Origin of the sequence: Rhodanobacter thiooxydans (assembly GCF_021545845.1) — a bacterium.
Lineage (GTDB): Bacteria > Pseudomonadota > Gammaproteobacteria > Xanthomonadales > Rhodanobacteraceae > Rhodanobacter.
Genome location: NZ_CP088923.1, coordinates 3,401,672 through 3,426,885 on the forward strand (window position 1 = coordinate 3,401,672; position 25,214 = coordinate 3,426,885).

General features: G+C 67.6%; 23 protein-coding genes. 15 read left to right on the forward strand and 8 right to left on the reverse strand.

All coding sequences use genetic code 11. The annotated features are described in order from the left end of the window. Positions 1-42 precede the first annotated feature (42 nt). The 12 genes from LRK53_RS15525 (at position 43) to LRK53_RS15580 (ending at position 11,157) form a co-directional block, all read left to right on the forward strand. A complete protein-coding gene (locus LRK53_RS15525) occupies positions 43-1,719 on the forward strand; it encodes an alpha-amylase family glycosyl hydrolase (RefSeq protein WP_425504511.1) in 1,677 nt (558 codons plus the stop codon). A 123-nt stretch (positions 1,720-1,842) separates the two neighbouring features. Then, the gene (locus tag LRK53_RS15530; RefSeq protein WP_027492579.1) at positions 1,843-2,559 is read left to right on the forward strand and encodes a gluconate 2-dehydrogenase subunit 3 family protein; all 717 of its coding nucleotides are present in this window, start codon (positions 1,843-1,845) and stop codon (positions 2,557-2,559) included. After that, positions 2,556-4,331: a GMC family oxidoreductase gene (locus LRK53_RS15535; protein WP_027492580.1), complete on the forward strand. Its 1,776-nt coding sequence runs from the start codon at positions 2,556-2,558 to the stop codon at positions 4,329-4,331. Before LRK53_RS15530 ends, LRK53_RS15535 begins: the two co-directional genes overlap by 4 nt. Beyond that, entirely contained in the window at positions 4,328-5,707 is a 1,380-nt protein-coding gene (locus tag LRK53_RS15540; protein WP_051257561.1) for a c-type cytochrome, read from the forward strand. Before LRK53_RS15535 ends, LRK53_RS15540 begins: the two co-directional genes overlap by 4 nt. 911 nt (positions 5,708-6,618) lie before the next feature. Then, positions 6,619-6,876, forward strand: a complete 258-nt coding sequence (locus LRK53_RS15545) for a hypothetical protein (protein WP_037089594.1) — start codon at positions 6,619-6,621, stop codon at positions 6,874-6,876. A 96-nt stretch (positions 6,877-6,972) separates the two neighbouring features. Continuing rightward, positions 6,973-7,425 (forward strand): carboxymuconolactone decarboxylase family protein, encoded by a 453-nt coding sequence (locus LRK53_RS15550; RefSeq protein ID WP_027492581.1) that lies wholly within the window; start codon positions 6,973-6,975, stop codon positions 7,423-7,425. Positions 7,426-7,432: 7 nt separating this feature from the next. Then, the gene (locus LRK53_RS15555; RefSeq protein ID WP_221174197.1) at positions 7,433-8,689 is read left to right on the forward strand and encodes a hypothetical protein; all 1,257 of its coding nucleotides are present in this window, start codon (positions 7,433-7,435) and stop codon (positions 8,687-8,689) included. 391 nt (positions 8,690-9,080) lie between these two features. Then, positions 9,081-9,647: a GNAT family N-acetyltransferase gene (locus tag LRK53_RS15560; RefSeq protein ID WP_027492583.1), complete on the forward strand. Its 567-nt coding sequence runs from the start codon at positions 9,081-9,083 to the stop codon at positions 9,645-9,647. Further along, positions 9,644-9,991 (forward strand): GFA family protein, encoded by a 348-nt coding sequence (locus LRK53_RS15565; protein ID WP_027492584.1) that lies wholly within the window; start codon positions 9,644-9,646, stop codon positions 9,989-9,991. The genes LRK53_RS15560 and LRK53_RS15565 overlap by 4 nt, the downstream gene beginning before the upstream one ends. Positions 9,992-10,071: 80 nt before the next feature. Further along, complete coding sequence (locus LRK53_RS15570; RefSeq protein ID WP_027492585.1) at positions 10,072-10,260, forward strand: hypothetical protein; 189 nt, start codon at positions 10,072-10,074, stop codon at positions 10,258-10,260. 24 nt (positions 10,261-10,284) lie between these two features. Further along, the gene (locus LRK53_RS15575; RefSeq protein ID WP_425504512.1) at positions 10,285-10,719 is read left to right on the forward strand and encodes a GNAT family N-acetyltransferase; all 435 of its coding nucleotides are present in this window, start codon (positions 10,285-10,287) and stop codon (positions 10,717-10,719) included. A gap of 27 nt (positions 10,720-10,746) precedes the next feature. After that, positions 10,747-11,157: an ACT domain-containing protein gene (locus LRK53_RS15580; RefSeq protein ID WP_027492587.1), complete on the forward strand. Its 411-nt coding sequence runs from the start codon at positions 10,747-10,749 to the stop codon at positions 11,155-11,157. 18 nt (positions 11,158-11,175) lie between these two features. Here LRK53_RS15580 and LRK53_RS15585 read toward each other — a convergent pair whose 3' ends face one another. From LRK53_RS15585 to LRK53_RS15605, 5 genes are all read right to left on the reverse strand, one after another. Then, the gene (locus LRK53_RS15585; RefSeq protein ID WP_027492588.1) at positions 11,176-13,674 is read right to left on the reverse strand and encodes a sensor domain-containing protein; all 2,499 of its coding nucleotides are present in this window, start codon (positions 13,672-13,674) and stop codon (positions 11,176-11,178) included. Positions 13,675-14,022: 348 nt separating this feature from the next. Next, the gene (locus LRK53_RS15590) at positions 14,023-15,045 is read right to left on the reverse strand and encodes a LacI family DNA-binding transcriptional regulator (protein WP_008434020.1); all 1,023 of its coding nucleotides are present in this window, start codon (positions 15,043-15,045) and stop codon (positions 14,023-14,025) included. Between the two features lie 159 nt (positions 15,046-15,204). Further along, complete coding sequence (locus tag LRK53_RS15595) at positions 15,205-16,629, reverse strand: sugar porter family MFS transporter (RefSeq protein ID WP_027492589.1); 1,425 nt, start codon at positions 16,627-16,629, stop codon at positions 15,205-15,207. A gap of 333 nt (positions 16,630-16,962) precedes the next feature. Further along, positions 16,963-18,792, reverse strand: coding sequence for a DNA helicase RecQ (gene recQ, locus LRK53_RS15600; protein WP_037089610.1), 1,830 nt, complete (start codon positions 18,790-18,792; stop codon positions 16,963-16,965). Between the two features lie 385 nt (positions 18,793-19,177). Next, a complete protein-coding gene (locus LRK53_RS15605; protein WP_027492591.1) occupies positions 19,178-19,519 on the reverse strand; it encodes an MGMT family protein in 342 nt (113 codons plus the stop codon). Positions 19,520-19,585: 66 nt separating this feature from the next. Here LRK53_RS15605 and LRK53_RS15610 point away from each other — a divergent pair, with 66 nt between their 5' ends. Then, positions 19,586-19,990, forward strand: coding sequence for a hypothetical protein (locus LRK53_RS15610; RefSeq protein WP_027492592.1), 405 nt, complete (start codon positions 19,586-19,588; stop codon positions 19,988-19,990). Positions 19,991-20,080: 90 nt separating this feature from the next. On the opposite strand, the gene LRK53_RS15615 is transcribed toward LRK53_RS15610, so the two are convergent. Next, positions 20,081-21,193, reverse strand: a complete 1,113-nt coding sequence (locus tag LRK53_RS15615; protein ID WP_027492593.1) for an inorganic phosphate transporter — start codon at positions 21,191-21,193, stop codon at positions 20,081-20,083. An 87-nt stretch (positions 21,194-21,280) separates the two neighbouring features. Further along, a complete protein-coding gene (locus tag LRK53_RS15620; RefSeq protein WP_027492594.1) occupies positions 21,281-21,910 on the reverse strand; it encodes a DUF47 domain-containing protein in 630 nt (209 codons plus the stop codon). A 134-nt stretch (positions 21,911-22,044) separates the two neighbouring features. On the opposite strand from LRK53_RS15620, the gene LRK53_RS15625 reads away from it, so the two are divergent. Then, the gene (locus LRK53_RS15625) at positions 22,045-23,367 is read left to right on the forward strand and encodes a hemolysin family protein (RefSeq protein WP_027492595.1); all 1,323 of its coding nucleotides are present in this window, start codon (positions 22,045-22,047) and stop codon (positions 23,365-23,367) included. A gap of 142 nt (positions 23,368-23,509) precedes the next feature. Here the strand turns inward: LRK53_RS15625 and LRK53_RS15630 are convergent, their stop codons facing one another. Further along, a complete protein-coding gene (locus tag LRK53_RS15630; RefSeq protein ID WP_027492596.1) occupies positions 23,510-24,265 on the reverse strand; it encodes an RNA methyltransferase in 756 nt (251 codons plus the stop codon). 114 nt (positions 24,266-24,379) lie between these two features. Here LRK53_RS15630 and LRK53_RS15635 point away from each other — a divergent pair, with 114 nt between their 5' ends. Continuing rightward, the gene (locus LRK53_RS15635; RefSeq protein WP_027492597.1) at positions 24,380-25,183 is read left to right on the forward strand and encodes an inositol monophosphatase family protein; all 804 of its coding nucleotides are present in this window, start codon (positions 24,380-24,382) and stop codon (positions 25,181-25,183) included. Positions 25,184-25,214: the final 31 nt, after the last annotated feature.

A 25,214-nucleotide genomic window follows, 5' to 3' on the forward strand; every position in this document is an offset into this window, starting at 1 on the left:
CAAACGTGCGTGTCGCGGACACGTACTGAACGGGAAAACATGATGGCAAAGAACCTCATTACGGGTCTGGCACTGGCCATGGTCGCGGGCCTGGCCCAGGCGGCCACTCCAGCCGAGTTCGTCGGCACCGACGCGCCGTTCGCGTCCAACGCGATCTACTTCGTGATGACCGACCGCTTCGTCAACGGCGATCCGTCGAACGACCACCGCGACCAGGGCGGCGCGCATCGCACCTTCGACGTCCCGGTTGCTGGCGCGCCCAAGGGCGAGAGCGCGAACATCGGCTACCTCGGCGGCGACTTCAAGGGCGTGCTGGACAACGCCGGCTACATCCGCGGCATGGGCTTCGGCGCGGTGTGGATCACCCCGATCGTGGACAACCCCGACGAGGCATTCACCGGCGGCGACCCGGTGAGCTGGGGCTCGAAGTTCACCGACCGCGGCAAGACCGGCTTCCACGGCTACTGGGGCGTCAACTTCTACAAGCTCGACGAGCACCTGCCCAGCAAGGGCCTCGACTTCCGCCAGTTCACCGCGAAGATGCACTCGGCCGGGCTCAAGGTGGTGCAGGACATCGTGGTCAACCACGGCTCGCCCGCCTTCAGCATGCCGGTGCGCCAACCGCAGTACGGCCAGATCTTCGACAAGAACGGCAAGCTCGTTGCCGACCAGCAGAACCTGCCGCCGTACCAGCTGGACCCGGTACGCAACCCGCTGCACCGCTTCTACCACGCCTACGACGACCTGGTGCAGCTGTCCAACAACGACGACCAGAGCCCGGCCGTGCTCGACTACTTCGTGGGCGCCTACGAGCAGTGGATCGGCGAGGGCGCCGATGCCTTCCGCATCGACACCATCAGCCACATGTCCACCGCATTCTGGAAGCAGTTCAGCGCGCGCATCCGCGCGAAGCACCCCGGTTTCTTCATGTTCGGCGAGGCGTTCGACTACAGCCCCGACAACATCGGCCAGTACACCTGGCCTTCGAGCGGCGCCATCAGCGTGCTCGACTTCCCGCTGCGCGGTCGCATCGCCGAGGTGTTCGAGCGCCCCGGCAGCGACTACGCCCACCTGCTCGACCGCCTTTACCTGACCAACGGCCCGTACCAGAACCCGTACGAACTGGTCACCTTCTACGACAACCACGACATGGCGCGGCTGAAGACGGACGACGCCGGCTTCATCGACGCCAACAACTGGCTGTTCACCGCGCGCGGCATCCCGGCGATCTACTACGGCTCCGAGACCGGCTTCGAACGTGGCAAGGCCGAGCACGAAGGCAACCGCAACTACTACGGCCAGCAGCGCATCGACAACGCCGCGAAAAGTCCGGTCTACCGCCAGCTCAAGCGCATCGCCTTGCTGCGCGAAAGCACCCCCGCCATGCAACGCGGCCTAATGTTGCCGCTGCGCTTCGCCGGCAACCAGGCCGCGTTCTACCGCGTGTACCAGAAGGGCGATACGCACCAGATCGCGCTGGTGCTGCTCAACAAGGGCGATGCCGTCGCATCATTCGACATCAGCGACTACCTGCAGCCCGGCCGCTGGCAGCCGGCGCTCGGCGGCAGTGCAATTGACGTGGCCGAGCACGGCCGCCTGCGCGCCCGCGTGCCGGCACACGATGTGCAGGTCTACCTGCTCGACGCCGCGGCGACCCACCCCGAGCTGGTCGCCGAGCTCACCCGGCTGATGGAAGAACGCGGGCACCCGGTGCACTGACGCGCCGGCGTCGCAACGGCGGGCGATCCGGCGCACACAGGCGCGCAGGCAACTTCACGTTTTGCTCGCGCCCGACTTGCCAGCATGCGCGAGGCGATCACGCACGATCGCCCGGGAGGCGTCATGTCGAACCAGCCCCGCTCGCCATCGCGGCGAGGTTTCTTGCGACAGTCGCTGGCCATCGCCCCGGCGGTCGGCCTGCTCGGCACCTCCGCGTTCGCGCCGACGCAACATGCCACGGCGGCCGCGCAGCCAAGCGCCTATGCGCCGCGCTACTTCACCGCGCCGGAGTGGGAGTTCCTGCAGGCCGCGGTGGATCGGCTGATTCCCGCCAACGAGGACGGTCCCGGTGCGCTCGAAGCCGGCGTGCCCGAATTCATCGACCGCGAGATGGAGGCTGCCTACGGGCACGGCGGCTTCTGGTACATGCAGGGGCCGTTCGTGCCCGACACGCCGTCCACGCTCGGCTACCAGCTGCGCTTCACGCCACGCGACCTCTACCGCACCGCCATCGCCGCCATCGACGACTGGTGCAGGAAGCAGCACGACAAGGATTTTCCCGCGCTGGCCCCGGAGGTGCGCGACGAGGTGCTGCACCAACTGGAGAAGGGCGGCATCACGCTCGAGCAGGTGCCGGCGGCCACGTTCTTCGCGCAACTGCTGCAGAACACCAAGGAAGGCTACTTCGCCGACCCGATGTATGGCGGCAACAGGCAGATGGGCGGCTGGAAGATGATCGGCTTCCCCGGTGCGCGTGCCGACTACGCCGACTGGATCGAGCAGCCGGGTAAGGTCTATCCGCTGGGCCCGGTGTCGATCCGCGGAGAGCGGCAGTCATGATCCGCATGAAGCCGGTGGACGTGGTGATCGTGGGCTTCGGCTGGACCGGCGCGATCATGGGCATGGAACTGAGCGAGGCCGGCGTGGAAGTGCTGGCGCTGGAGCGCGGCAACTACCAGGACACCTCGCCGGACTGGGCCTACCCCGGCATCGCCGACGAGCTGGCCTATGGCATCCGCGGCAAGCTGTTCCAGCCGCTGGCGCGGGAAACCATCACCATCCGCCACGCCGTCAGCGACACGGCGGTGCCCTATCGCCAGTACGGTTCGTTCCTGCTGGGCAACAACGTGGGCGGCGCGGGTACGCACTGGAACGGCCAGCACTACCGGCCTTCCCCGGAAGACCTGGAGTTCCGCAGCCACATCGCCAAGCGCTACGGCGAGAAGTTCATGCCGGCAGACATGCAGATCCAGGACTACGGGGTGGGCTACGACGAGCTGGAACCGTTCCTCGACCAGTTCGAGTACGTCTGCGGCACCTCGGGCCGCGCCGGCAACCTCAACGGCGCCATCCAGCAAGGCGGCAATCCCTTCGAGGGCGTGCGCAAACGCGCCTACCCCAACCCGCCGGTCGCCGATACCCAGGGCGCCAGACTGTTCGCCGACGCCGCCAGGGCCCTCGGCCACCAGCCGTTCCCGCAGCCGGCATCGAATGCCTCCCAGCCCTACACCAACCCCTATGGCGCGCGGTTGGGGCCGTGCAACCTGTGCGGCTATTGCGAACGCTTCGGCTGCTACATGTATGCCAAGGCGACGCCGCAGACCACGATCCTGCCCGTGCTGATGCGGCGCAAGAATTTCACCCTGCGCACCGGCAGCCACGTGACGCGGATCAACCTCGACGCCGGCGGCAAACGCGCCACCGGCGTCACCTATGTCGACGCGCAGGGGAAGGAGATCGAGCAGCCGGCCGAGCTGGTCATCGTGGCCGCCTTCCAGATGCACAACGTGCGGCTGATGCTGCTTTCGGGCATCGGCAAGCCCTACGACCCGGCCACCGGCGCCGGTGTGATCGGCAAGAACTACGCGTACCAGATGATGAGCAGCATCGGCCTGTTCTTCGACAAGGACACCGCCATCAATCCATTCATCGGCGCGGGCGCCGGCGGTTCGCAGATCGTCGACGACTTCAACTCCGACCATTTCGACCATGGCCCGCTCGGCTTCATCGGCGGCGGCTACATCATCGGCGGTCAGACCGGCGGGCGGCCGATCCAGCAGCTGGCCGTGCCGCCCGGCACACCGGCTTGGGGCGCGGCATGGAAACGTGCGGCGAAGGACAGCTACCTGCATACCACGTTCGTCGGCACGCACGGCTCAGTGATGGCCTACCGCGACCGTTACCTCGACCTCGACCCCACCTACAAGGACGCGTTCGGCCAGCCGCTGCTGCGGATCACCTTCGACTGGCACGACAACGAGTACAAGATGACGCGCTACCTGACCGAGCGCGCCCAGGAGATCGTCGCCCGGATGAAGCCCCGGACCACCTCGCAGACCCTGCGCAAGCCCGGCGACCATTACGACACCCGGCAGTACCAGACCACGCACACCACCGGCGGCGTGATCCAGGGCAACGACCCGGCCACCAGCGCGCTGAACCGCTTCCAGCAGAGCTGGGACGTGCCCAACGTGTTCGTGACCGGCGCATCGGCGTTCCCGCAGAACCTCGGCTACAACCCGACCGGCCTCATCGGCGGCCTCACCTACTGGTCGGCCAAGGCCATCCGCGAGACCTATCTCAAGCATCCCGGTCCCCTGGTGCAGACATGAACGCTCCGTCCCGACGTCGACGCAGTGGCGGCTGGTGGCGCACCATCGTAGTGCTGGCCGTGCTGTTGTTGCTGGCGTGGCTGCCGACGAAGCTGTTCCGCGGCGGCGGCGACGCCGCGACCACCACGGCGGCGCCGACCGAAGCGCAGCTCAGGCAAGGCGAATACCTGGCCAGGGCGGGCGATTGCGCGGCCTGCCATACGGCGCCCGGCGGCAAGCCCTTCGCTGGCGGCTTGCCGATCGCGTCGCCGGTCGGCACCATCTACAGCACCAACATCACGCCCGACCCGAAGACCGGCATCGGCAACTACACCTACGGCCAGTTCGAACGCGCCGTGCGGCGCGGCATCGCGGACTCGGGGGAGACGCTCTATCCGGCGATGCCCTACCCCTCATTCGCCAAGGTGAGCGACCAGGACGTCCAGGCGCTGTACGCCTACTTCATGCACGACGTGGCTCCGGTGGAGCAGGCCAACCGCCGCAACGGCATCCCGTGGCCGCTGTCGATGAACTGGCCGCTGACGTACTGGCGCTGGCTGTTCGCGCCGACGGTGGCGCCGCCGACGGCAACCGCGGTGCAGGACCCGGCGTTGGCGCGTGGCGAATACCTGGTCGAGGGCCTCGGCCACTGCGGCGCCTGCCACACGCCGCGCTCGTTCACGCTGCAGGAAAAGGCACTCAGCGCCAGCGACGGCACGACCTACCTGAGCGGCGGCGAGAGCGACCACTGGATCGCCCCCAGCCTGCGCGGCGAAGCGGCGAGCGGGCTGGGCAGCGTCAGCGCGGAGGAACTGGTCGCCGTGCTCAAGACGGGACGCAGCGAGCACAGCGCCATCTTCGGCGGCATGGCCGACGTGGTCCAGCACAGCACGCAGTATCTCGACGACGGGGATCTCGCCGCCATCGCACATTTCCTGAAATCGCTGCCGCCGGCGCGGCAGGAGGCCGCGCTGGCCTATGACCCGGCGACCCACACCGCCCTGGCCGCGGGCAACGTCGGCGCAGCCGGCGCCCAGCTCTACCTCGACAACTGCGCGGCCTGCCATCGCAGTGACGGCCACGGCTACGGTCAGGTCTACCCTGCGCTGGCCGGCAACCCCGTACTTAACGGCAGCGACCCGGGCTCGGTGATCCGCCTGGTCCTGCACGGCGGCACCATGCCGTCCGGCCGCGACACGCCCACCCAGTTCAGCATGCCGGCCTTCCGCGAGCGGCTAGACGACAGCCAGCTGGCGACGCTGCTTACCTTCGTGCGCTCCAGCTGGGGCAACCGCGGTGGAGCGGTGGATGCGCAGCAGGTGGCACGCATGCGTAACCTGCCACCTGCAGGCAAGACCATGATGACCGGCTACGACCCACGCGCCCGGCAACCCTAAGTCCGTGGTTCCTCCCACGGGTGTTCACCGGCAGCCCGCCCGCGGCAACCGTGGACACCGCAGACGGCGCCGTCAGCGGCGAATTCAACTCGGAAGTGCGGCTTCGCCGAGACCGGCGAGCACGTCTTTCCGCTGGGCACGCTCCACAGCGGGATATCGTCATGACACGATCCATCGCAGGCCCATCGTCGAACACCAGACCACGACGCGGAACATCGGGAGAATGGTCATGAACTACAAAAGCAGCTGCCACTGAGGCAGGGTGGTGTTCGAGGTGGAAGGCGAGATCGGGCAAAAGGTGTCAAGGACGAATGACACTTACTTAAGCCCCGTTCTCGCTGAGCGTAGCCCGCACAGCGGGCGGAGTCGAAGCGCCGCCAGGGTGAGGGCCGCCCCCATCGCCGGCGTGTCCTTCGACTTCCTCGCTCCTCAGGACCGTGGCCATCCATGGCCACTCCCCGCGTGCGGCCTTCGGCCTACGCTCAGAGCCTGCCCCGGACTTGATCCGGGGACGAACGGGCTTAAGTAAGTGCCATTCGTGTCAGGGACATTTTCCGACGCGCCAGGATCAACAGCGCAGCTATCCCACGCAGGTGGCCTCGGTGCGCAAGCCGTAGCGCCTGGGCGGCAAACGTCGCCGAATGACAGCCGGCAAGCGGGATACCCACCGGCACCCTGGAATCAGCCCCGTCACCACCGACGATTGTGGGGATAAGACCTGGCACCCCGATTCATGAAAGATGCAATCGTGCCACCGTCCCTCACCTACACCAGTCGCCATCCGCAACTCCTTGTTGCACGGCAGGATTCGTCGACTTGACCGAGGAAAGCCGAAGGCCGAACATCGGGTGCATCTGCCCCGATGCGGAGCTTGCCAAGCGTCAGGCCGCACCCCATCGATCCCGCAACCCATGAAAAAAGCCTCATTCATGAGTATTCGCATATCGGAAAAGGAAAGTGGCCGCACGCTCGGAAATATCTCGGAGCGTGACCTGGAGATCCTGATCGACCACATGGAGGAGGAGTCGTCTACGGATCAGGACTACTTCGTCGAGCACACGGCGATCGATGTGCTGGAGCGCCTTGGCGCGAGCAGTGAGTTCATCTCCCTGCTCAGGCACGCAACAGGAACGTCCGAAGGGATTGATATCGTATGGTCCCGCAACTAGCTATGACCTGACGGTTCGCTCAAGTCGGGGGCCCGATCGCTTCGCGCATGGGCTCGACTTGGCTCCAATGTCAGACAGCACCAAGGAAAAATCCAAATGACTGAAAGAGTAAATCTCAGCAAATCCGCACCTGATTTGTACCAAACCGTGGCGAAGCTCGAACGACTTGCGTCCGACGCCCTGACGAAGGCAGGGTTCGCCGACGGCTTCTCGCATCTCTTGCGCCTGCGCGCCTCCCAGATCAACCACTGCGCCTTCTGTTGCCGACTGCACACACGGGACGCGCTTGCCAGTGGCGAGCCGGCGGATCGCATCGCTGTTCTTGCAGCATGGCAGGAAGCCGACTACTTCACCGGGAAAGAACGCGCCGCGCTGGAGCTCATCGAGGCGGTTACGCTGATCTCCGAGGGGCAGGTACCGGATACGGTTTACGATCTGGCGGCGGCAACCCTGTCCGCCGACGAAATATCAGCGGTCGAATGGCTGGCGATCGTCATCAACGCCTGGAACCGCATCGCAACCTCCAGCCGCTATTCGGTCAAGCCATAGGCAAAAAGTGTCAGGGACATTTTCCCAGACGGCCCAGCTGACCCGCCGGGTGCTGGCCGCGGCGCTGCGTCAACGCCAACCAGCGGCCGGCACTTTGCTGCACAATGATCACGGCGTGGAGTTCCCGGCTGGTGACTTCAAGCAGGCACTGGCCAGCGCCGGGTTCTTCCAGAACGTCAACCACCCGCATCGCATGACCGACAGCGCGCGCATGGAGACTCCGAAAATGAATACGAGTATGCGCGAGATGTCGGGGGTGCGAACCACCGGCGTCAGGTCGTACGGCTTGGCAAGACTCCTCGGACTGATTCCCGCCGTGGCGGCCATCGGCTATCCATTCTGGCTCGATGGCTTCCACATGGCGGTCGGCGGCCCCGCGGCAACTGGGTCCGCGTCGATTCCGCTCGCCGTCGTGATGCTCGCTGGTGTGTTCCTCACGCCCGCCGTCGGGTTTGCCTTCGCCTGGAAGCTTCCCGGGCCCACCAGCATGCGCCGACTCGCCTACGCCACCGTCATGGCGCCAACGCTCTACGTCTTTCTGGGCGTCGTGACCTACATGGTCAAGAGCCGTCTGCCTGACGAGGTTGTCTGGTCGGTGCTGTGGGTGGCCATGGCGGGGATTGCGCTCGCGAGCCCCGATACCGAGAAGCCCGCGGACGGACCCTGCAGCGTCACCCGCTGGCGGGTCGTTCACGGCATTACGGCAGCCGTGATCGTCTTCTACATCGCCTTTCACGTGATCAACCACGTGTTCTTCCTTGCCTCGTCGGAAACGTACAACGCCGTTCAGCACATCGGCGCGACCGTTTACCGGAACCCCATTGTGCAGCCGATCCTGGTGTTGCTGCTGCTCTTGCAGACGATAACCGGCATGCGTCTGTTCTGGCACTGGAGCGGCAAACGCGGCGACGTTTTCCGCAGCTTTCAATTGGCCGCGGGTCTGTATCTCGCCGTCTACGTCATCGGACACCTGGACTCGGTATTCGTTTACGCCCGCAGCTACCTGAACACTCCGAGTGATTGGGCATTTGCCGTGGGCGCCCCGGACGGCATCATCCACGGGGCATGGAATATCCGGCTGCTGCCGCACTACCTGCTGGGGGTCTTCTTCGTGCTTGGCCATCTTGCCTCGGGCGCGCGCGGAATACTTCTCGCGCACGGGGTGGGCCGGCGCGTGGTTGATCGCGGCTGGATACTCACGGTCAGCGCAAGCATGCTCCTGGCGATCGTCATCGTGCTCGGGATGTCGGGTATGCGAATCTAGCCCCATTTTTTGCCATGTCATCCAAAAGAAGTAAGCCTCGCCCCTCACACTGGCGAGCATTGAGCGTGGGATTAATTGGCCACGCCCCCTTTTCCCGTCACTTTTCCCGCAGCGGGCGGAGTCGAAGCGCCGCCAGGTCAGTGCCGCCCCATTGCCGGCGTGTCCTTCGACTTCGGCCTTCGCTCAGAGCCTGCCCCGGACTTGATCCGGGGACAAACGGGGCTTAAGTAAGTGCCATTCGCGTCAGGGGTATTTTGTGTCCCCCACGGCAAATGCACCGATCAGTGCGTCGCTTTTCCCTCGGCTTGACGCCCGAGTGACGGCGACCGAGCATCCATCCACATGCCCCGATTCGGGCCTGACAGGGATCAAGTGCCCTCTGGAGGTTCCGTTGCCCGTCATACGAAAAGCCAGCCGCAGCGACGCAGGGCCACTCTCCCGGCTTGCCGAGGCGACGTTCCGAACCACCTTTGGCGCCGTGAATACGGGTGAAGACATGGATCTTCATTGCCGGACCAGCTACAGCGAGGCCATCCAATCGGGCGAGATTGCCAGCCCGAACATGCTTACGTTGATGTGCGAGGATGGCGAAGGGCTCGTAGGGTTTGCCCAACTGCGCTGGGGTGACGCGCCGGATTGCGTTCCAGCCCAATCCCCGGGCGAGGTCCAGCGGCTGTACATAGTTGATGATTGGCACGGCAAGGGCATCGCGCAGGAGCTGATGGGCGCCTGTATCGGAGCGTTGCAGGCACGCGGCTCGGACGTGGCCTGGCTGGGCGTGTGGGAACGCAACCCGCGGGCGATCTCGTTCTACCGGAAGTGCGGCTTCGTCGAGGTCGGTGACCACGTTTTTCCGCTGGGCAACGACCCGCAGCGGGATATCGTGATGGCACGATCCATCGCGGGCCCATCGTCGAACATCGCGCCCCGACGCGGAACATCGGAAGTCCGGTCATGAATGACAAAGGCAACTGCCACTGCGGCAAGGTGGCGTTCGAGGTGGAAAGCGAGATCGGGGAAGCGCTGGCGTGCAACTGCTCGATCTGCCAGCGCAGGGGTTCGCCGCTGTGGTTCGTGCTGTGCGAGAAGCTCCACCTGCTCACGCCCGAGGACGCCACCAGCAGCTACACGTTCAACAGGCACGCCGTCCAGCACCGGTTCTGTCCGGTCTGCGGCATGCATCCGTACGCCGAAGGTACGAACCCGAAGGGCAACGCGATGGCCGCGATCAACATCCGCCGCATCGAGGGCATCGAGCTTTCGGCGATCCCGGTCCGGCACTACGATGGCCGTGCGCGGTGAAACGCGGGCCGGCCCTTGCTGCCACGAAACAGCCTGCGGCCCATCCGTGAACGCCACGCCCCACGCAAAGAGGTGAATCCATGCGCCACCTGATCACTTTCGCCATCTTCCTCGCGGCCATCGCCGCCTATGCCATCGGCCTCGGCCCGCTGTACTTCGGCGCTCCGCTGGTCGGCAGCGTGCTGGTGCTCGCCGGCGTGCTGTTCGAGCTGGCGTTCTGGCTTCGACTGTTCCGCAAGACGCCCACAGCATCGTCGGCCGGCAAATGAACCGGCGCCAATAGCAGCATGAGCATGAACGACGCAGCCTACGCCGTCCTCCACGCCATCCCGAGCGGCAGCGTCTACCACGCCCTGCGCACCGGTGCAGGGCTCAGCGCGAAGTCCGAAGATGCGGTCGCGCACGGGCTGCCGGGCTCGCTGTTCGCGGTGCAGATCCTGCATCGCGGCGAGCCGGTCGGCATGGGCCGCGTCATCGGAGACGGCGGATGCTTCTACCAGGTGGTGGACATCGCGGTGCTGCCTGGGCACCAGGGCAAGGGCCTGGGCAAGCGCATCATGCGGGAGATCATGGACTACCTCGACGCAAACGTGCCGCCCGGCGGCTACGTCAGCCTGATCGCGGACGGCAGGGCGCAGGAGCTGTATGCCGGGTTCGGCTTCGAACCGACCGCGCCGGCGGGCGTCGGCATGGCGTACCGGCCCAGGAGCGTGCGGCCGGCGAGCTGATCGCTTGCGCCTGTCGCGGGGACTGCCATGAGCCGCGCCGTCTCGAATCTCGCCGAACTGCTGCACTCGATGCATCCCGTGCTGAACCGCGGCGTGTATGTATTCGTCGCGCTGCCCGGCGGCAGCATCCCCACTCGCGTCGAACCGATCGCCACCTTCCGCGAGCGCGAGGGACTCACGCTCATCGTCGAGGAGCAGCAGGCGGTAGATGCCGGGCTGGCGGTGCTGTTCCGCGCCGCGTGGATCACCCTGACCGTGCATTCCGACCTGCACGCCGTCGGCCTGACCGCCGCCGTGGCGGCTGCGCTGGCCGAGGCCGGCATCAGCTGCAACGTCGTCGCCGCCGCGTGTCACGACCACCTGTTCGTGCCCGTCGAGTCAGCCAGCCAGGCGCTCGCCGCACTGTGGGCGCTGCAGGAACGTGCCGGCGCCGCCTGAGCGAACGCCGCCGATCCGCTACGCGCGCCCCTCGCCGAAACGCTCCCCGGCCTGCTCCACATTCAGGGCCGGGCCGAGGTGGTTGCCTTGCAGTTCATCGCAGCCGGCGGCGGCGAGGAAGTCCGCCTGTGCCTGGGTCGCCACGCCTTCGGCGGCGACATGCATGTGCAGTGCGTGCGCCACCTCGATGATGGTGCGCACGATCGCCGCGTCGGCGGCGTCCGCTGGCAGCTCGCGCACGAAGGCCTGGTCGATCTTCAGCTTGTCGATCGGGAATTGCTTGAGGTAGGCCAGGCTGGAATAGCCGGTGCCGAAATCGTCCAGCGACAAGCAGATGCCCAGCGCCTTCAGCTCGGCCAGCGTGCGCTGCACGCGCCACACGTTCTCCATGAACGAGCTCTCGGTGATCTCGATATCCAGCATCGCCGCCGGCACGCCGTACTGCTGCAGGGCCGCGCCGACCTGCGCCGCCAGACCGGGGCGCTGCAACTGCTGTGCCGACATGTTCACCGCGACGGTGAAGTCGCGATGGCCGCGGTCCAGCCACGCCCGCAGTTGCCGGCAGGCCGCGTCGAGCACCCACTCGCCGATCTCGGGCATCAGACCCAGCGCTTCGGCGATCGGGATGAAACGCCCCGGCGGGACCTGGCCGAGCTGGCGGCTGTTCCAGCGCAGCAACGCCTCGAAACCGGTCAGCCGACGGTCGGTGGCGCGATACTGCGGCTGGTAGTGGAGTTCCAGCTCGCCGCGCCGGATCGCATCGCGCAGCTGGTTGCCCATCACCAGGCGGTCTTCCAGATCGCGCATCTGCTCGACCGAGAACTCGGACACCCGGTCACGTCCCTCCCGCTTGGCCTGGTTCATCGCGGCCTCGGCCCGGCGCAGCAGGTCGTTTGGATCGGTGCCGTGGTCGGGCGAATGGCTGATGCCGACGCTGGCGGTCAGCAGCAGGCGGTAATCGCTGCCCTCGACCGGTTCGGCCACGGCGGCGCGCAGGCGCTCGGCCAACGCCAGTGCGCCGTCCGCCGACAGGCCGGCCGCCGTCACCACGAACTCGTCGCCGGCGAAGCGGGCGATCCGGCCCTGCTCGGCCAACGCCGCCTGCAGGCGACCGGCCAGTTGCCGCAGCACATCGTCGCCGCTCAGGTGACCCACCGATTCGTTGACGCCCTGGAAGCGGTCCAGCCCGATCACCAGCACCCAGACCGGCTCCGTGCTGTCCTTCAGCAGGTCGCTCACCTCGCGCCCGAGCAGCAGGTGCTGCGGCAGGCCGGTAACCGGGTCGTGGCTGGAGGCACGGGCCAGCTCAGCCTCGACCCGGCGCCGCTCGGTGATGTCGCGCGCCACCGCGTAGAGCAGGCCGTCGGGCGCGGCGAACGAGACCCACTCCAGCAACCGCTCGCTGCCGTCGCGGCAGCGGCAACGGTTGACGAACTCGTGTACGCGCCCGCAGGACTGGCCGCTCGCCAGCATCGGGTCGGCATCGTCGCCGGGGTTCTGCGGCAGCAGGAATTCGCGGTAAGGCCGCGAGGTCAGCTCGCTGGCGCCGTAGCCGGTCAGGTGCGGCAGCGACGGGTTGAACCGCAGCAGCAGCCCGCTGCGCGGGTCGAGGATGCAGAAGATCTCCTGCGACAACTCGAAGAAGCGGTTGCGTTCGCGCAGGCGCGCGACCAGGCGCTCGCTCTCGATCGCGATGCCGGTGATCGGCAACATCTGATCGATGCTGTGCAGTTCCTCCTCGCGTGGCTCGCGCGGCTCGCGGAAATACACCGCGAACGTGCCGAGCACTTCCTTGTGGCTGCCGAGCACCGGCGTCGACCAGCACGCCTTGAGGCCATGCGCCAGCGCCACTTCCCGGTAGTTCTCCCAGTACGGGTGGCTGGCGATGTCGGCCACCACCACCCGCTCGCCGCGCCACGCAGCGGTGCCGCACGAGCCATGCGCCTCGCCGATCTCCTGCCCGTGCATGGCGCAGTTGTACGCGTCCGGCAGGCTGGGTGCGGCGCCATGCAGCACGTGCCGGCCGTCGTCATCGAGCAGCAGCAGCGAGCACAACGCGCCGGGGTTCATCGTCTCGTGCAGGCGCGCGATCCGTTCCAGGCTTTCCACCAGCGGCCGCTGCGCCGCGATACCTTCCAGGATCTCGTGCTGGCCGGTCGCCAGCTGCTCGGCGCGCTTGCGCTCGGTGATGTCGCGGAAATAGATCGTCAGCCCGTCCGCCGACGGATAGATGCGGTTCTCGAACCAGCGATGGTACGGCGGGTAGAACGCCTCGACGTGTTGCGGGCACTGTTCGACCATCGCCTTTTCGTAGGCGAGCTGGAACGGGTACCCGATGCCTTCGGGAAACTCCGTCCAGATGTGCCGACCGATCAGTTCTTCCGCCTTGCGCCCGAAAAGCTGACAGGCGGTGGAGTTCAGGTAGGTATAGCGCCAGTCCCGGTCCAGCGCCATGTAGGCGTCGGTGACCCGTTCGAATACCTGATGAAAGTCCAGCTCCAGCCGTGGTTGATCCATGGTGCGAGCGTCCGTCACGCCAGTGGTATGGCAGTGGCAGATTATGCGATTGCATGCAAAGGCGGTAGTGGCGCCGCGCAGCGATGATCTCAGAGCTTGTGAAGAAAACCACATCCTGTGGTTTTCTTCGATCGCGAGTCCGGTACACGCCCGGACTCGCTCACATGAAACAGTCACTGGCGTGACTGTTTCATGCCCGGCCCTCGGGCAACCGCTCCTGCGTTGCCTCAACTCGGGCATCGGGCAACCGCTCCCTGCGTTGCCTCAACTCGGGCATCCATGCCCTCGCCATGCCCTCGCCATGCCCTCGCCGTGGCCGGCCTGAGCGGTTGAAAAAATCACAACCTCTCAGCGTAGGCTGGAGCGCCGCACCACCAGCTTCACCGGCAGCACCTCGCTGTCCACCGGCTCGCCGCGGATCAGGCCGAGCAGGCTGTCCACCAGCACCTCGCCGGCCTGCTTGGTGTCCTGCAGCACGGTGGTCAGCGGCGGGTTGACGAAGCTGGCGGTGGCGATGTCGTCGAAGCCGGCCAGCGCCACGTCCTGCGGCACGCGCAGGCCATGGTCGCTGAGCGCGCGCATGGCGCCGATCGCGATCAGGTCGCTGGCGGCGAATACCGCGTCGAGGCCGACCTCGCGCAGGATCAGGCTGCGCATCGCCTCGTAGCCGGAGTGCTCGGTGCTCTCGGCGTTCTCCTGCAGCGCCGGGTCCACTTCCACGCCCGCCTGCTGCAGGGCATCGACGTAGCCGCGATAGCGACCGAAGAACTCGGGATAGTGGCTGGAGGCGTCGCCGAGGAAGGCGATGCGGCGGCAGCCGCGCTCCAGCAGATGCGCGGCCACCGCCTGGCCGCCACGGAAGTTGTCGCAGCCGATCGACACGCCGGGCTGATCCGCCAGCACCGCGCCCCAGCGCACGAAGCGGGTGCCCTGCGCCACCAGCTTCTCCAGCTTGTCGGTATACGCCAGGTAGTCGCCGTAGCCGAGCAGGATCAGGCCGTCGGCCTTCTTGCTGTCGGCGAAATCGGCGTGCCAGTCGCGCGAGAACTGCTGGAACGAGATCAGCAGGTCGTAGCCTTGCAACGCGCAGGCGCGGGTGATCGAGCCCAGCATCGACAGGAAGAACGGGTTGATGTGCGACTCGTCGGCGGTGGGGTCCTCGAAGAACAGCAGCGCCAGCGTGCCGGTGTGCATCCGGCGCAGGTTGGAGGCGTTCTTGTCGACCTTGTAGTTGAGCTGGTCGGCGGCTGCCTGGATGCGCCGCCGGGTTTCCTCATTGACCAGCGGGCTGCCGCGCAGCGCGCGCGACACCGTGGCCTGGGATACCCCGGCCAGGTGGGCAATGTCGATCGATGTGGCTTTTCCCTTCATCCGCGGCCTGATCCGCCATCCGCTTTTCCGGCACGGTGCCGGGGCCCCCGAATCCTAGCCGGTTTGCCCGTCGCCTGTCGTATACCGCCCGCCTCGCCTCGCGGCAGGCGCAGTCCGCTGCCGGCGCCACCGACCGGGGCGCGGTATGCCCGATGGCCTTCATGCGCGCATGTCCTCCAGCTCGATGCCCTTGGTCTCGCGCACGCCGGCCAGCACGAACAGCAGCGACAGCAGCGCGAAGCCGGCGTACAGCCCATAAGCGAAGGTGAGGCCCAGCTCGGCCAGCGCCGGGAACGTGCTGGTGATCGCGAAGTTGGCCAGCCACTGCGCCGCCGCGGCCACCGCCAGTGCGGTGGCGCGGATCCGGTTGGGGAACATCTCGCCCAGCAGTACCCACACCACCGGGCCCCAGCTCACCCCGAAGAACACCACATAAGCGTTCGCCGCGACCAGCGCCACCACGCCGGTGGCGCCGGGCAGGCTCAGCGTGGCGCCGCTGCCGGTGGCCTGCGAGAAGCACCACGCCATCAATCCCAGGGTGATCGCCATGCCGGCCGAGCCGACCACCAGCAGGGGTTTGCGGCCGACCTTGTCGACCAGTGCGATCGCCACCAGGGTGACCAGCACGTTGACGATCGAGGTGACCACGGTGATGGTGAACGAGTCGGCCTCGCTGAAGCCCACCGAATGCCACAACGTGGACGAGTAGTAGAAGATCACGTTGATGCCCACGAACTGCTGGAACACCGACAGCAGGATGCCGACCCACACCACCGGCAGCAGGCCCGCCGTCTTGCCGCACAGGTCGCGCAGGCGCGGCTTGTGTTCGGAACGCAGGCTGTCCTCGATGTCGCGCAGCTTGTTGTCCAGCGCGGTTTCGTTGTGCATGTTCAGCACGTTGCGCAGCACCACGCGGGCCTCGTCGAGGCGGCCCTTGGCGACCAGGTGGCGCGGCGATTCCGGCACGCCCAGCACCAGGGTGCCGTAGACCAGCGCCGGCAGCGTCGCCACCAGGAACATCCAGCGCCACGCCGCCAGCCCCAGCCACAGCGGCTCAGTCGCGCCGCCGGCCACGCCGGCCAGCCAGGCGTCGCTGAGCAGCGCCGCGAAGATGCCCAGCACGATCGCCAGCTGCTGCATCGAACCGAGCCGGCCGCGGATGTGCGCCGGCGACACCTCGGCGATGTAGGTGGGCGCGATCACCGAGGCCACGCCCACGCCGACACCGCCGACCAGCCGCCACAGCACCAGGTCCCACACTCCGGTGACCAGCCCCGAGCCCAGCGCGCTGGCCACCAGCAGCGCCGCCGCCACCTGCATGGTGCGCACGCGGCCGAAGCGGTTCGCCAGCATGCCGGCATACCAGGCGCCCACCGCCGAGCCGAGCAGCGCGCAGGACACCGCGAAGCCGATCTGCGCCGCGTCCAGCGCGAAGCCGCCGCGCACCGCGTCGACTGCGCCATTGATCACCGCCGTGTCGAAACCGAACAGGAACCCGCCCAGCGCCGCCGCCGCCGAGATCAGCACCACCCGCGCGGTGGCACGCTGGCCCAGCCCGTCGCCCGTCACCTCCATCGTGCCCATCGCGTCTCCCCAACGTCATGGCATCAAGATGCGCCCGAGTCTGCACCGTGGCGACTGACTGTGTCCGGGTGAATACGTATGCAGTGAAGGGATTCGGGATTCGGGATTCGCAAGAGCCTGCTCGTACCTTCACTCCTGTCTCCGGTGCCCCCTGCCCATATCAAGCCCCGGCTTTTCCCTTCTCCCTCCGGGAGAAGGTGCCCGGAGGGCGGATGAGGGTGCGGGCGGAGTGTGGGGCGCACGCAACCGCACTCCAGCTCCTCCCTGAAGGGAGGGAGTCGAACGGCGCAGGGGTTCGCGAACTGGCGCCGGGAGAAGATACGCTGCTGGTGCTCAGGCGGGCGCGTTGATCACCGCCAGGAAGTCGCGGCCGTAGCGCTTGAGCTTGGCCTCGCCCACGCCGCTGACCCCGGCCAGCTCGTCCTCGTTGGCCGGCATGGCGCGCAGCATCGCCAGCAAGGTGGCGTCGTGGAACACCACGTACGGCGGCACGCCCTGCTGCTTCGCCAGTTGCGTGCGCAAGGTGCGCAGCGCGTCCCACAAGTCCTGTTCGTAGGCCTCGATGCCGAGGCTGCCGCCGCCTTTACCGGATGTGACCAGCGTGCTGTCACGGCGGCGCCGGCTGGCGCGCTCGGGACGGGCATCCTCGCGCAGCCTCACCTGGCGGCCGCCGCTGAGCACACTGCGGCTGGCGGCGGTGAGGCGCAGTGTGCCGTAGCCTTCGGCGTCGGCCTCCAGCAGGCCGGCGGCGAGCAGCTGGCGGAATACCGAGCGCCACTGCTTCTCGTCGAGATCGGCGCCGATACCGAAGGTGCTGAGCCGGTGGTGGTCGAGGGCGAGCACGCGCTCGGTTTCCTCGCCGCGCAGCACGTCGATGACGTGGCCGGAGCCGAAGCGCTGGCCGGTGCGGTACACCGCCGACAGCGCCTTCTGCGCCGGCACCGTGGCGTTCCAGGTCTTCGGCGGCGCGACGCAGTTGTCGCAATGGCCGCAAGCGCCGGGGTGGCTTTCGCCGAACGCGCCCAGCAGCAGCTGGCGGCGGCAGTCGGTGGCCTCGGCATACGCCAGCAGCGATTCCAGCTTCTGCCGCTCGACCCGCTTGCGCTCGTCGTCCGATTCGGACTGCGCGATCATCTGGCTCATGGTGACCACGTCGGACAGGCCGTAGATCATCCACGCTTCGGCCGGCAGCCCGTCGCGGCCGGCGCGGCCGGTCTCCTGGTAGTAGCCCTCGATGCTGCGCGGCAGGTCCAGGTGCGCCACGAAGCGCACGTCGGGCTTGTCGATGCCCATGCCGAACGCGACGGTGGCCACCATCACCACGCCGTCCTCGCGCAGGAAGCGCTGCTGGTTCTTCGCGCGGGTGGCCGCGTCCAGCCCGGCGTGGTACGGCAGCGCCTCGACGCCCGCCTCGGCCAGCCATGCGGCGGTGTCGTCCACCTTGCGCCGGCTGAGGCAGTACACGATGCCGGACTCGCCGCGGTGACCCTGCAGGAATTCGGCGAGCTGACGCTTCGCGTTGTGGCGCAGGCCGACCCGGTAGCCGATGTTCGGCCGGTCGAAGCTGGAGACGAAGCGCCGCGCCTCCTGCAGCGCCAGCCGCTCCACGATCTCCTCGCGCGTGCGCGGGTCGGCGGTGGCGGTGAGCGCGATGCGTGGCACCTGCGGGAAACGCTGGTGCAGCACCACCAGCTCGCGGTACTCGGGGCGGAAGTCGTGGCCCCACTGCGACACGCAGTGCGCCTCGTCGATCGCGAACAGCGCCACCTCGATGCTTTCCAGCAGGCCCAGGAAACGCGACGTGAGCAGCCGCTCGGGCGCGACGTAGAGCAGGTTCAGCTCGCCGGCCAGCAGCTGGCGCTCCACCTCGCGCTGCGCTGCCGCGCCCAGGCTGGAGTTGAGATAGGCGGCCGCCACGCCGGCTTCGCGCAAGGCATCCACCTGGTCCTGCATCAGCGCGATCAGCGGCGACACCACGATGCCGGTGCCCTGGCGCAGCAGCGCGGGAATCTGGTAGCACAGCGACTTGCCGCCGCCGGTGGGCATCAGCACCAGCGCGTCGCCGCCCTCGGCAAGATGCTCGACCACGGCCTGCTGCTGGCCGCGGAAACTGGGATAACCGAAAATGCTTTGCAGCAGCTCGAGGGCTGAGAGCCTGTTCATGATCTCCAAGTGCCCCGCGTTGCCATCGAGTGGCCGCCAGGTGGTAGTGCGTGGCGCCGCGCCTGACTGGCCGTCAGGTCAAGCCGCGCGCTGCCGCCTGGCGGCCACTCGATGGCAACCCGAAGGGCCGGGTCTGTTTGCCCGCATGCCGGCGTCATCACTCGGTCGTGGACGGACGTCCACTCCTCGCTCCTCAGAGCCGAGTCCATCCATGGACTCTCCCCGCGTGCCCTCGTTCTTCCTTGGCCTGCGCGCAAACAGCTCCCGGCGCGGGGTACTTGGAGATCATGAGCAGGCTCTATGGCTTTCATCGGCTGCATGGTAACAAACCGGCCCGGCCCGGCCGCCGGGAATAGCTGCGACGACTCGTCGGCAGCACCGCCGTTCAGGCGTCCGGCATGCCCCACAGCGCGTGGTCGAGGTCGCCATCCAGGCCGAAGCGCGACAGCGGCACGCGGCCGTTCTTCACCTCCACGCCTTCGGCGCGCAGCCGGCGCGACTGCTCGCGGAAACCGCGGCTGCCCGGCGCCATCGCGATGTGACCGCTGGAACGCAGCACGCGGTACCACGGCAATTCCATGCCGTCGGGCACCTCGCCCAGCAGCCGGCCGACCAGCCGCGCCCGCCCGGGCAGTCCGGCACGGGCGGCGATGGCGCCGTAGCTGGCGACGCGGCCGCGCGGGATCGCGGCGATGGCGGCGTAGATGCGGGCGGCGGCCTCATTCATGGTTCACGCGACGCAAGCGGGTATCCGTGGCAGAGTAGCTTCCGGTCCTTGTCGAAGGAAGCCGCCATGCGCCACTTCGAAGCCGTGCGTTCCCACCTCGGCAGCCTGCACGAGCTGCGCCAGAACGATCCTTACCTGATCAGCTTCGATCTGAAACTGGCGCCGAACCGCTACCAGGGCATCTACCTGGCGGAACTGGAAGACGAAGCGGGGCTGCGCTATCTGCGCGTATCCACCCCGATCGGTCCGCTCGCCGGCACCGACCCGGTGCGCTGCCTGCGCTTCAACTGGCAGCAGCGTACCGGCTTTCTGGCGGTGACCGACCTGGACGGCGCGCCCTACCTGCACCTGTGCGAAAACCGCCCCTACGAGTTCCTCGACCGCACCGAACTGCAGCGCGTGGTGCGCGAGCTGGGCGTGCTCGGCGACCAGTTGGAGCGGCTGATCAGTGCCGGCGACGACACTCTGTAGGAGCCCGCTCGCGGCGGGCCGGGATTCGGGATTCGGGATTCGGTAGAGCATCGCCCCGCGAGCGGGTTCCGCAGGCGGATGGATGATGCCTCAGGACGCCATGCGGAACACCACCACCAGCCCGTAGGCCAGCAGCGCGGTGACCGGCAGGGTCAGGATCCACGCCCACACCATGCGCTCGACCACCGACCAGCGGATCGAGTTGAAACGCTTGGCCGCGCCCACGCCCATGATCGAGGCGGACACGTTGTGCGTGGTCGACACCGGAATGCCGAATGCCGAGGCAACCAGGATGACCGCCGCCGAGCTGGTCTCGGCGGCGAAGCCGTTGATCGGGTGCAGCTTGACCATCTTGTGGCCCAGCGTCTTGATGATGCGCCAGCCGCCACCGGCGGTGCCAGCGGCCATGGTCAGCGCGGAGACTACCTTCACCCACACCGGGATCTCGAAGCCGCCGGCCGGGTCGCCCTCGATGCGCAGGAAGCCCAGCCACGCCGGCAGGTGGTCGAACTGGTGCGCCGCAGTGGCGCCAGCCAGCGCCAGCGCGATGATGCCCATGCTCTTCTGCGCGTCGTTCATGCCGTGCGCCACGCCCATCGCGCTGGCTGAAACGACCTGCGCCTTGCCGAAGAAGAAATTGACGAACGGGGTGCGCCCGAAGCGGCGCAGCCAGCCTTGCCGCCGCGCGAACCAGGCCAGCAGCGCATACAGCGCGCCCATCAGGACGAAGCCGATGATGAAACCTGCCAGCGGGGAGAGCACCATCGGGATGATCACCTTGGGCACCACGCCGTGGCCCTTCAGCACGCTGCCCTCGACCCAGACCACCGCGTCGAAATTGTTGCCGGAAGCCGCCAGTGCCGCGCCCACCAGCGCGCCGATCAGCGCATGGCTCGAACTGGACGGCAGGCCCAGCCACCAGGTGATCAGGTTCCACACGATCGCCGCCAGCAGCGCGCAGACCAGCAGCTGCGAGCCCATCTCGATCACCCCGGCGTTGATCAGCCCGGAAGCGATGGTGGCCGCCACCGCGGTGCCCATGAACGCGCCGGCCAGGTTGGTGCCCGCCGCCAGCAGCACCGCCTGGCCGGGCGACAGCACCTTGGTCGCCACCACCGTGGCGATCGAGTTGGCGGTGTCGTGGAAACCATTGATGTAGGTGAAGACCAGCGCAATCACCACCACCGCGATGACGATACTCATGCGCGGCCCCCGATCGGGCGGAACGACGTGCGCAACGCCGGCAGCGCGGCCGGACGGGACGGAAGGCGCGAGGTCACGGGCGTAACCTCAGGAGTTCTTCAGCACGATCGAATAGACGATGTTGCCGACGTCGCGACACTTGTCGATAGCCTTCTCGATCAGCTCGAACAGGTCCTTCGCCAGCATCGCCCGCATCGCGTCGCCGCCTTCCGTGTACAGCGTGCGGTACGGTGCCAGCAGCATGCGGTCGCCTTCCGATTCCAGCGCCTGCAGGCGGTCCTGCAGCTTCTTCACCGGGTCGATGCGCAGGCCGCGGCGCAGTTCGCCGATCATCTCGGCAACCACCTCGCTGGAACGCTGCAGCACCAGCGTGCGCTGGGCAAAATCCACGCCCGCCAGGCGATCGGCCACGATCTCGTAGCGCTCGGCGAACTTCTCGATGGTCTTGGGGATCTTGTACAGCGCCGAATTCAGCGCCTCGATGTCCTCGCGATCGAGCGCGGTGACGAAGGTGTTCACCAGCTCCTCGCTGATCTGCGCAGCCAGCGCCTTCTCCCGCGCGCGGGTGGCGGTGAAGGGCGCCATCATCGGCCCCTGGCCGGGCCGGGTCAGCAGTTCGTGCAGGGCGCCGGCGCTTTCGCAGACGGTGGCGGCGCTTTGTTCGAGCAGGCCGTAGAACTTGTCGCCTTTGCCGAAAATCGTCTGCAGTGAAAACATCCGGGCCATGCCTGAAGGGTTGGATGACAGTAATATTACAGGACGCTCGTGTTGCCCCGCATCAATGCCCTCATGAACGGCGGCCCGCGCAACCCTTACACTGTGCCCATGCAGCCTCCCCCGCCATTGCCGCGATGCTGACCGAAATCGCGCTCGTCCTCGTGCTCACCCTTTGCAACGGCTTCTTCGCGCTGTCGGAGATGGCGCTGGTGGCCTCGCGCAAGAGCCGCCTCAAGCAGATGGCCCGGACCAGCCGCAAGGCCGCCGCCGCGCTGCGGCACGCCGAGGCGCCGGAGCGTTTCCTGTCCACCATCCAGGTCGGCATCACCGTGGTGACGCTGATCACCGGCGCGGTCGCCGGCGACGCGCTCGGCGGCCAGATCTCCACCCTGCTGCTGCAAAGCGCGCCACTGGCGTGGCTGGCGCCGTACGCACGGGGCGTCGGCATCGTGCTGGGCTTCGTGCTGATCTCCTACATCCAGATCGTGGTCGGCGAACTGGTGCCCAAGCGGTTGGCGCTGTCGGCGCCGGAAAAACTGGCCTCGTACGCGGCGATCCCGATGCTGCTGCTGTCGCGGCTGACCGCGCCTTTCGTGCTGCTGCTGAATGCGTCGAGCAACCTGCTGCTGCGCCTGCTGCGGGCCACCCCGCAAGGCGGCGTGGTCACCGAGGAGGAGATCCGCCTGCTGGTGGCCGAGAGCGCCGAGCAGGGCGTGCTCGACGCCGACGAGCACAACATGGTCAACCGCGTGCTGCGCCTGGGCGACCGCACGGTGGACAGCGTGATGACCCCGCGCATGCGCATCGCCTGGCTGGACATCGCGGCGCCCCGCGAGGAAAACATCGAGGTGCTGCGCGCGACCCCTTATTCGTGCTACCCGGTGTATCGCGGCGACGAGAGTAAGGTAGTCGGCGTGGTCGAGGTCAAACGCCTGCTGCACAGCTTCGCCGAGGGCACGCCAGAGCTGTTCGGCCACCTGGCCAAACCGCTGTTCGTGCCGGCCACCGCACGCGCGCTGGACCTGCTGGAGGAGTTCCGCGACGCCGAGACGCCGCTGGCGCTGGTGGTCGACGAGTACGGCGACATCGAAGGCGTGGTCACCGTCAACGACCTGCTGGCGGCGGTGGTCGGCGCCAGCCAGATCGGCCACGCCGGCAGCGGCGAGGACAGCCCGATCAAGCGGCGTGCCGACGGCAGCTGGCTGGTCGACGGCAGCCTCTCCACCGACGACCTGCGCGAGCTGCTGCAGATCGATGAACTGCCCGGCGAGGACGAGCACGAATACCGCACCGCCGCCGGCATGGTGATGACCGCGCTCGGCCACGTTCCGCAGACCGGCGAGATGTTCGCCTGGCGCGGCATCCGCTTCGAGGTGGTCGACCTGGACGGCGCGCGCATCGACAAGCTGCTGGTCACGCCGGCGCCGTCGCTGGAACTGTCTGACGACGAGCAGTGACCAACATCCCTGACCGCACGGCCGGTCCCTCCCCCCTGCCCGCAGGGGGAGGTCAGGAGGGGGTGAAGCTCTTCGCACCGTCCTGGCAAAAAGCACCCCACCCCAGCCCTCCCCTGCCGCGCAGGGGAGGGAGCAAAGCCGGCTACTTGCCGTTGGCCAGCCCCGCCATCCGCTGCGCATCGGCAAGAATGCCGTGCAGCACGCGCAGCTCGCGCGCGTCCGGCTGGGCGCGCTGGAACAGCTTGCGCAGCCGCAGCATGATGGTGGTGGGCTCGCGGCCCTTGTGGAAGTCGATGTCGTCCAGCGTCTGCGCCAGGTGGCGGTAGAACTGCTCCATCTGCGCCGCGTCGGCGGGCGGCTCGTCGTGCTCCGGCGGCGGCGGGGGTTCGTCGCCGAGCATCGCCATGCGCAGTTCATAGGCCATCACCTGCACCGCCTGCGCCAGGTTGAGCGAGCTGAAGTCGTCCACGCTGGGAATGCGCACCATCGCGTGGCAGCGCGCCAGTTCCTCGTTCTCCAGCCCGGTGCGCTCGTTGCCGAACACCAGCGCCACCTGCTCGCCGCGCGTCGCCGCCGCCAGCGCCTGCCGCGCCGCCTCGCGCGGCGAGAGTTCCGGCAGATTCACCCCGCGCCGGCGTGCCGACAGGCCCAGCGCCAGGCTGCTGCCAGCCAGGCCGTCGACGAGTTCGCCGTGGATGCCGGCGTGGACCAGCACGTCGTCCGCACCGGCGGCCAGCGCGTTCGCCTCCGGATCAGGGAAACGGTGCGGTGCGACCAGCTCCATCCGCGCGAAGCCCATCGTACGGATCGCCCGCGCCGCGCTGCCGATGTTGCCGGGATGCGAGGTGCGCACCAGCACGTAGCGGATGCGGGCGGCGAGGTGGTGAAGGTCGGTCATGCACTGGGCGGATGGGTGGTTCGGGTCGACAAGGATAGTGGACGCGGGGCGGCCAGGACCTGCCTCTGCTAGAATCGCCGGCCGCAGCCCCGCTCTCTTCCAAAGTCGAAACCCATGGCCCGACCCCACGTCACGATCGCGGCGCGCGCCGCTCGTTCCGCAGGCAACGTGATCCTGCGCTACATGAACCGCATCGACGGCCTCAACGTCGTCGAGAAGCAGCAGATGGATTTCGTCTCCGAGGTCGACAAGCTGGCCGAGGCGGAGATCATCAAGGAACTGCGCCGCGCCTACCCCGACCACGCGATCCTCGCCGAGGAAAGCGGCGCGACCGGCAAGGGCCCGCTGACCTGGGTGATCGACCCGCTGGACGGCACCCACAACTACCTGCGCGGCATCCCGCATTTCTGCGTGTCGATCGCGCTGCTGGAAAAGGGCGTGCCGGTTCACGCGGTGGTGTTCGACCCGCTGCGCGACGAGCTGTACACCGCCAGCAAGGGCGACGGCGCCTACCTCAACGACCGCCGCATGCGCGTCGGCAAGCGCGAGAACCTGGGCGGCGCGATGATCGCCACCGGCTTCCCGTTCCGCCAGCGCGAACATCTCAACGCGCAGCTCGACATGACCCGCGCCATCCTCGGCCAGGCCGAGGACATCCGCCGCTCCGGCTCCGCCGCACTGGACCTCGCCTACGTCGCCGCCGGCCGCTACGACGGCTACTTCGAGATCGGCCTGAAGCCGTGGGACATGGCTGCCGGCGTGCTGCTGGTGCATGAAGCCGGCGGCCGCTATGGCGACTTCGCCGGCCGCGACGGCATCCCGGCCAGCGGCAACCTCATCGCCGGCAACCTCAACGTGGCCAAGGCGCTGACCGACGCCGTCGGCCAGCACGCCACACCGGGGCTGCTCAAGGCCTGAGCGGTTCGCCCGATCGAATCAGCGAAGGCGC

What these genes read in the sequence shown, in the direction of transcription:
- LRK53_RS15525 (WP_425504511.1), top strand. Translation starts at nt 43, where the DNA reads ATGGCAAAGAACCTCATTACGGGTCTGGCACTGGCCATGGTCGCGGGC.
- LRK53_RS15530 (WP_027492579.1), top strand. Translation starts at nt 1,843, where the DNA reads ATGTCGAACCAGCCCCGCTCGCCATCGCGGCGAGGTTTCTTGCGACAG.
- LRK53_RS15535 (WP_027492580.1), top strand. Translation starts at nt 2,556, where the DNA reads ATGATCCGCATGAAGCCGGTGGACGTGGTGATCGTGGGCTTCGGCTGG.
- LRK53_RS15540 (WP_051257561.1), top strand. Translation starts at nt 4,328, where the DNA reads ATGAACGCTCCGTCCCGACGTCGACGCAGTGGCGGCTGGTGGCGCACC.
- LRK53_RS15545 (WP_037089594.1), top strand. Translation starts at nt 6,619, where the DNA reads ATGAAAAAAGCCTCATTCATGAGTATTCGCATATCGGAAAAGGAAAGT.
- LRK53_RS15550 (WP_027492581.1), top strand. Translation starts at nt 6,973, where the DNA reads ATGACTGAAAGAGTAAATCTCAGCAAATCCGCACCTGATTTGTACCAA.
- LRK53_RS15565 (WP_027492584.1), top strand. Translation starts at nt 9,644, where the DNA reads ATGAATGACAAAGGCAACTGCCACTGCGGCAAGGTGGCGTTCGAGGTG.
- LRK53_RS15570 (WP_027492585.1), top strand. Translation starts at nt 10,072, where the DNA reads ATGCGCCACCTGATCACTTTCGCCATCTTCCTCGCGGCCATCGCCGCC.
- LRK53_RS15575 (WP_425504512.1), top strand. Translation starts at nt 10,285, where the DNA reads ATGAACGACGCAGCCTACGCCGTCCTCCACGCCATCCCGAGCGGCAGC.
- LRK53_RS15580 (WP_027492587.1), top strand. Translation starts at nt 10,747, where the DNA reads ATGAGCCGCGCCGTCTCGAATCTCGCCGAACTGCTGCACTCGATGCAT.
- LRK53_RS15585 (WP_027492588.1), bottom strand. Translation starts at nt 13,674, where the DNA reads ATGGATCAACCACGGCTGGAGCTGGACTTTCATCAGGTATTCGAACGG.
- LRK53_RS15590 (WP_008434020.1), bottom strand. Translation starts at nt 15,045, where the DNA reads ATGAAGGGAAAAGCCACATCGATCGACATTGCCCACCTGGCCGGGGTA.
- LRK53_RS15595 (WP_027492589.1), bottom strand. Translation starts at nt 16,629, where the DNA reads ATGGGCACGATGGAGGTGACGGGCGACGGGCTGGGCCAGCGTGCCACC.
- recQ (WP_037089610.1), bottom strand. Translation starts at nt 18,792, where the DNA reads ATGAACAGGCTCTCAGCCCTCGAGCTGCTGCAAAGCATTTTCGGTTAT.
- LRK53_RS15605 (WP_027492591.1), bottom strand. Translation starts at nt 19,519, where the DNA reads ATGAATGAGGCCGCCGCCCGCATCTACGCCGCCATCGCCGCGATCCCG.
- LRK53_RS15610 (WP_027492592.1), top strand. Translation starts at nt 19,586, where the DNA reads ATGCGCCACTTCGAAGCCGTGCGTTCCCACCTCGGCAGCCTGCACGAG.
- LRK53_RS15615 (WP_027492593.1), bottom strand. Translation starts at nt 21,193, where the DNA reads ATGAGTATCGTCATCGCGGTGGTGGTGATTGCGCTGGTCTTCACCTAC.
- LRK53_RS15620 (WP_027492594.1), bottom strand. Translation starts at nt 21,910, where the DNA reads ATGTTTTCACTGCAGACGATTTTCGGCAAAGGCGACAAGTTCTACGGC.
- LRK53_RS15625 (WP_027492595.1), top strand. Translation starts at nt 22,045, where the DNA reads ATGCTGACCGAAATCGCGCTCGTCCTCGTGCTCACCCTTTGCAACGGC.
- LRK53_RS15630 (WP_027492596.1), bottom strand. Translation starts at nt 24,265, where the DNA reads ATGACCGACCTTCACCACCTCGCCGCCCGCATCCGCTACGTGCTGGTG.
- LRK53_RS15635 (WP_027492597.1), top strand. Translation starts at nt 24,380, where the DNA reads ATGGCCCGACCCCACGTCACGATCGCGGCGCGCGCCGCTCGTTCCGCA.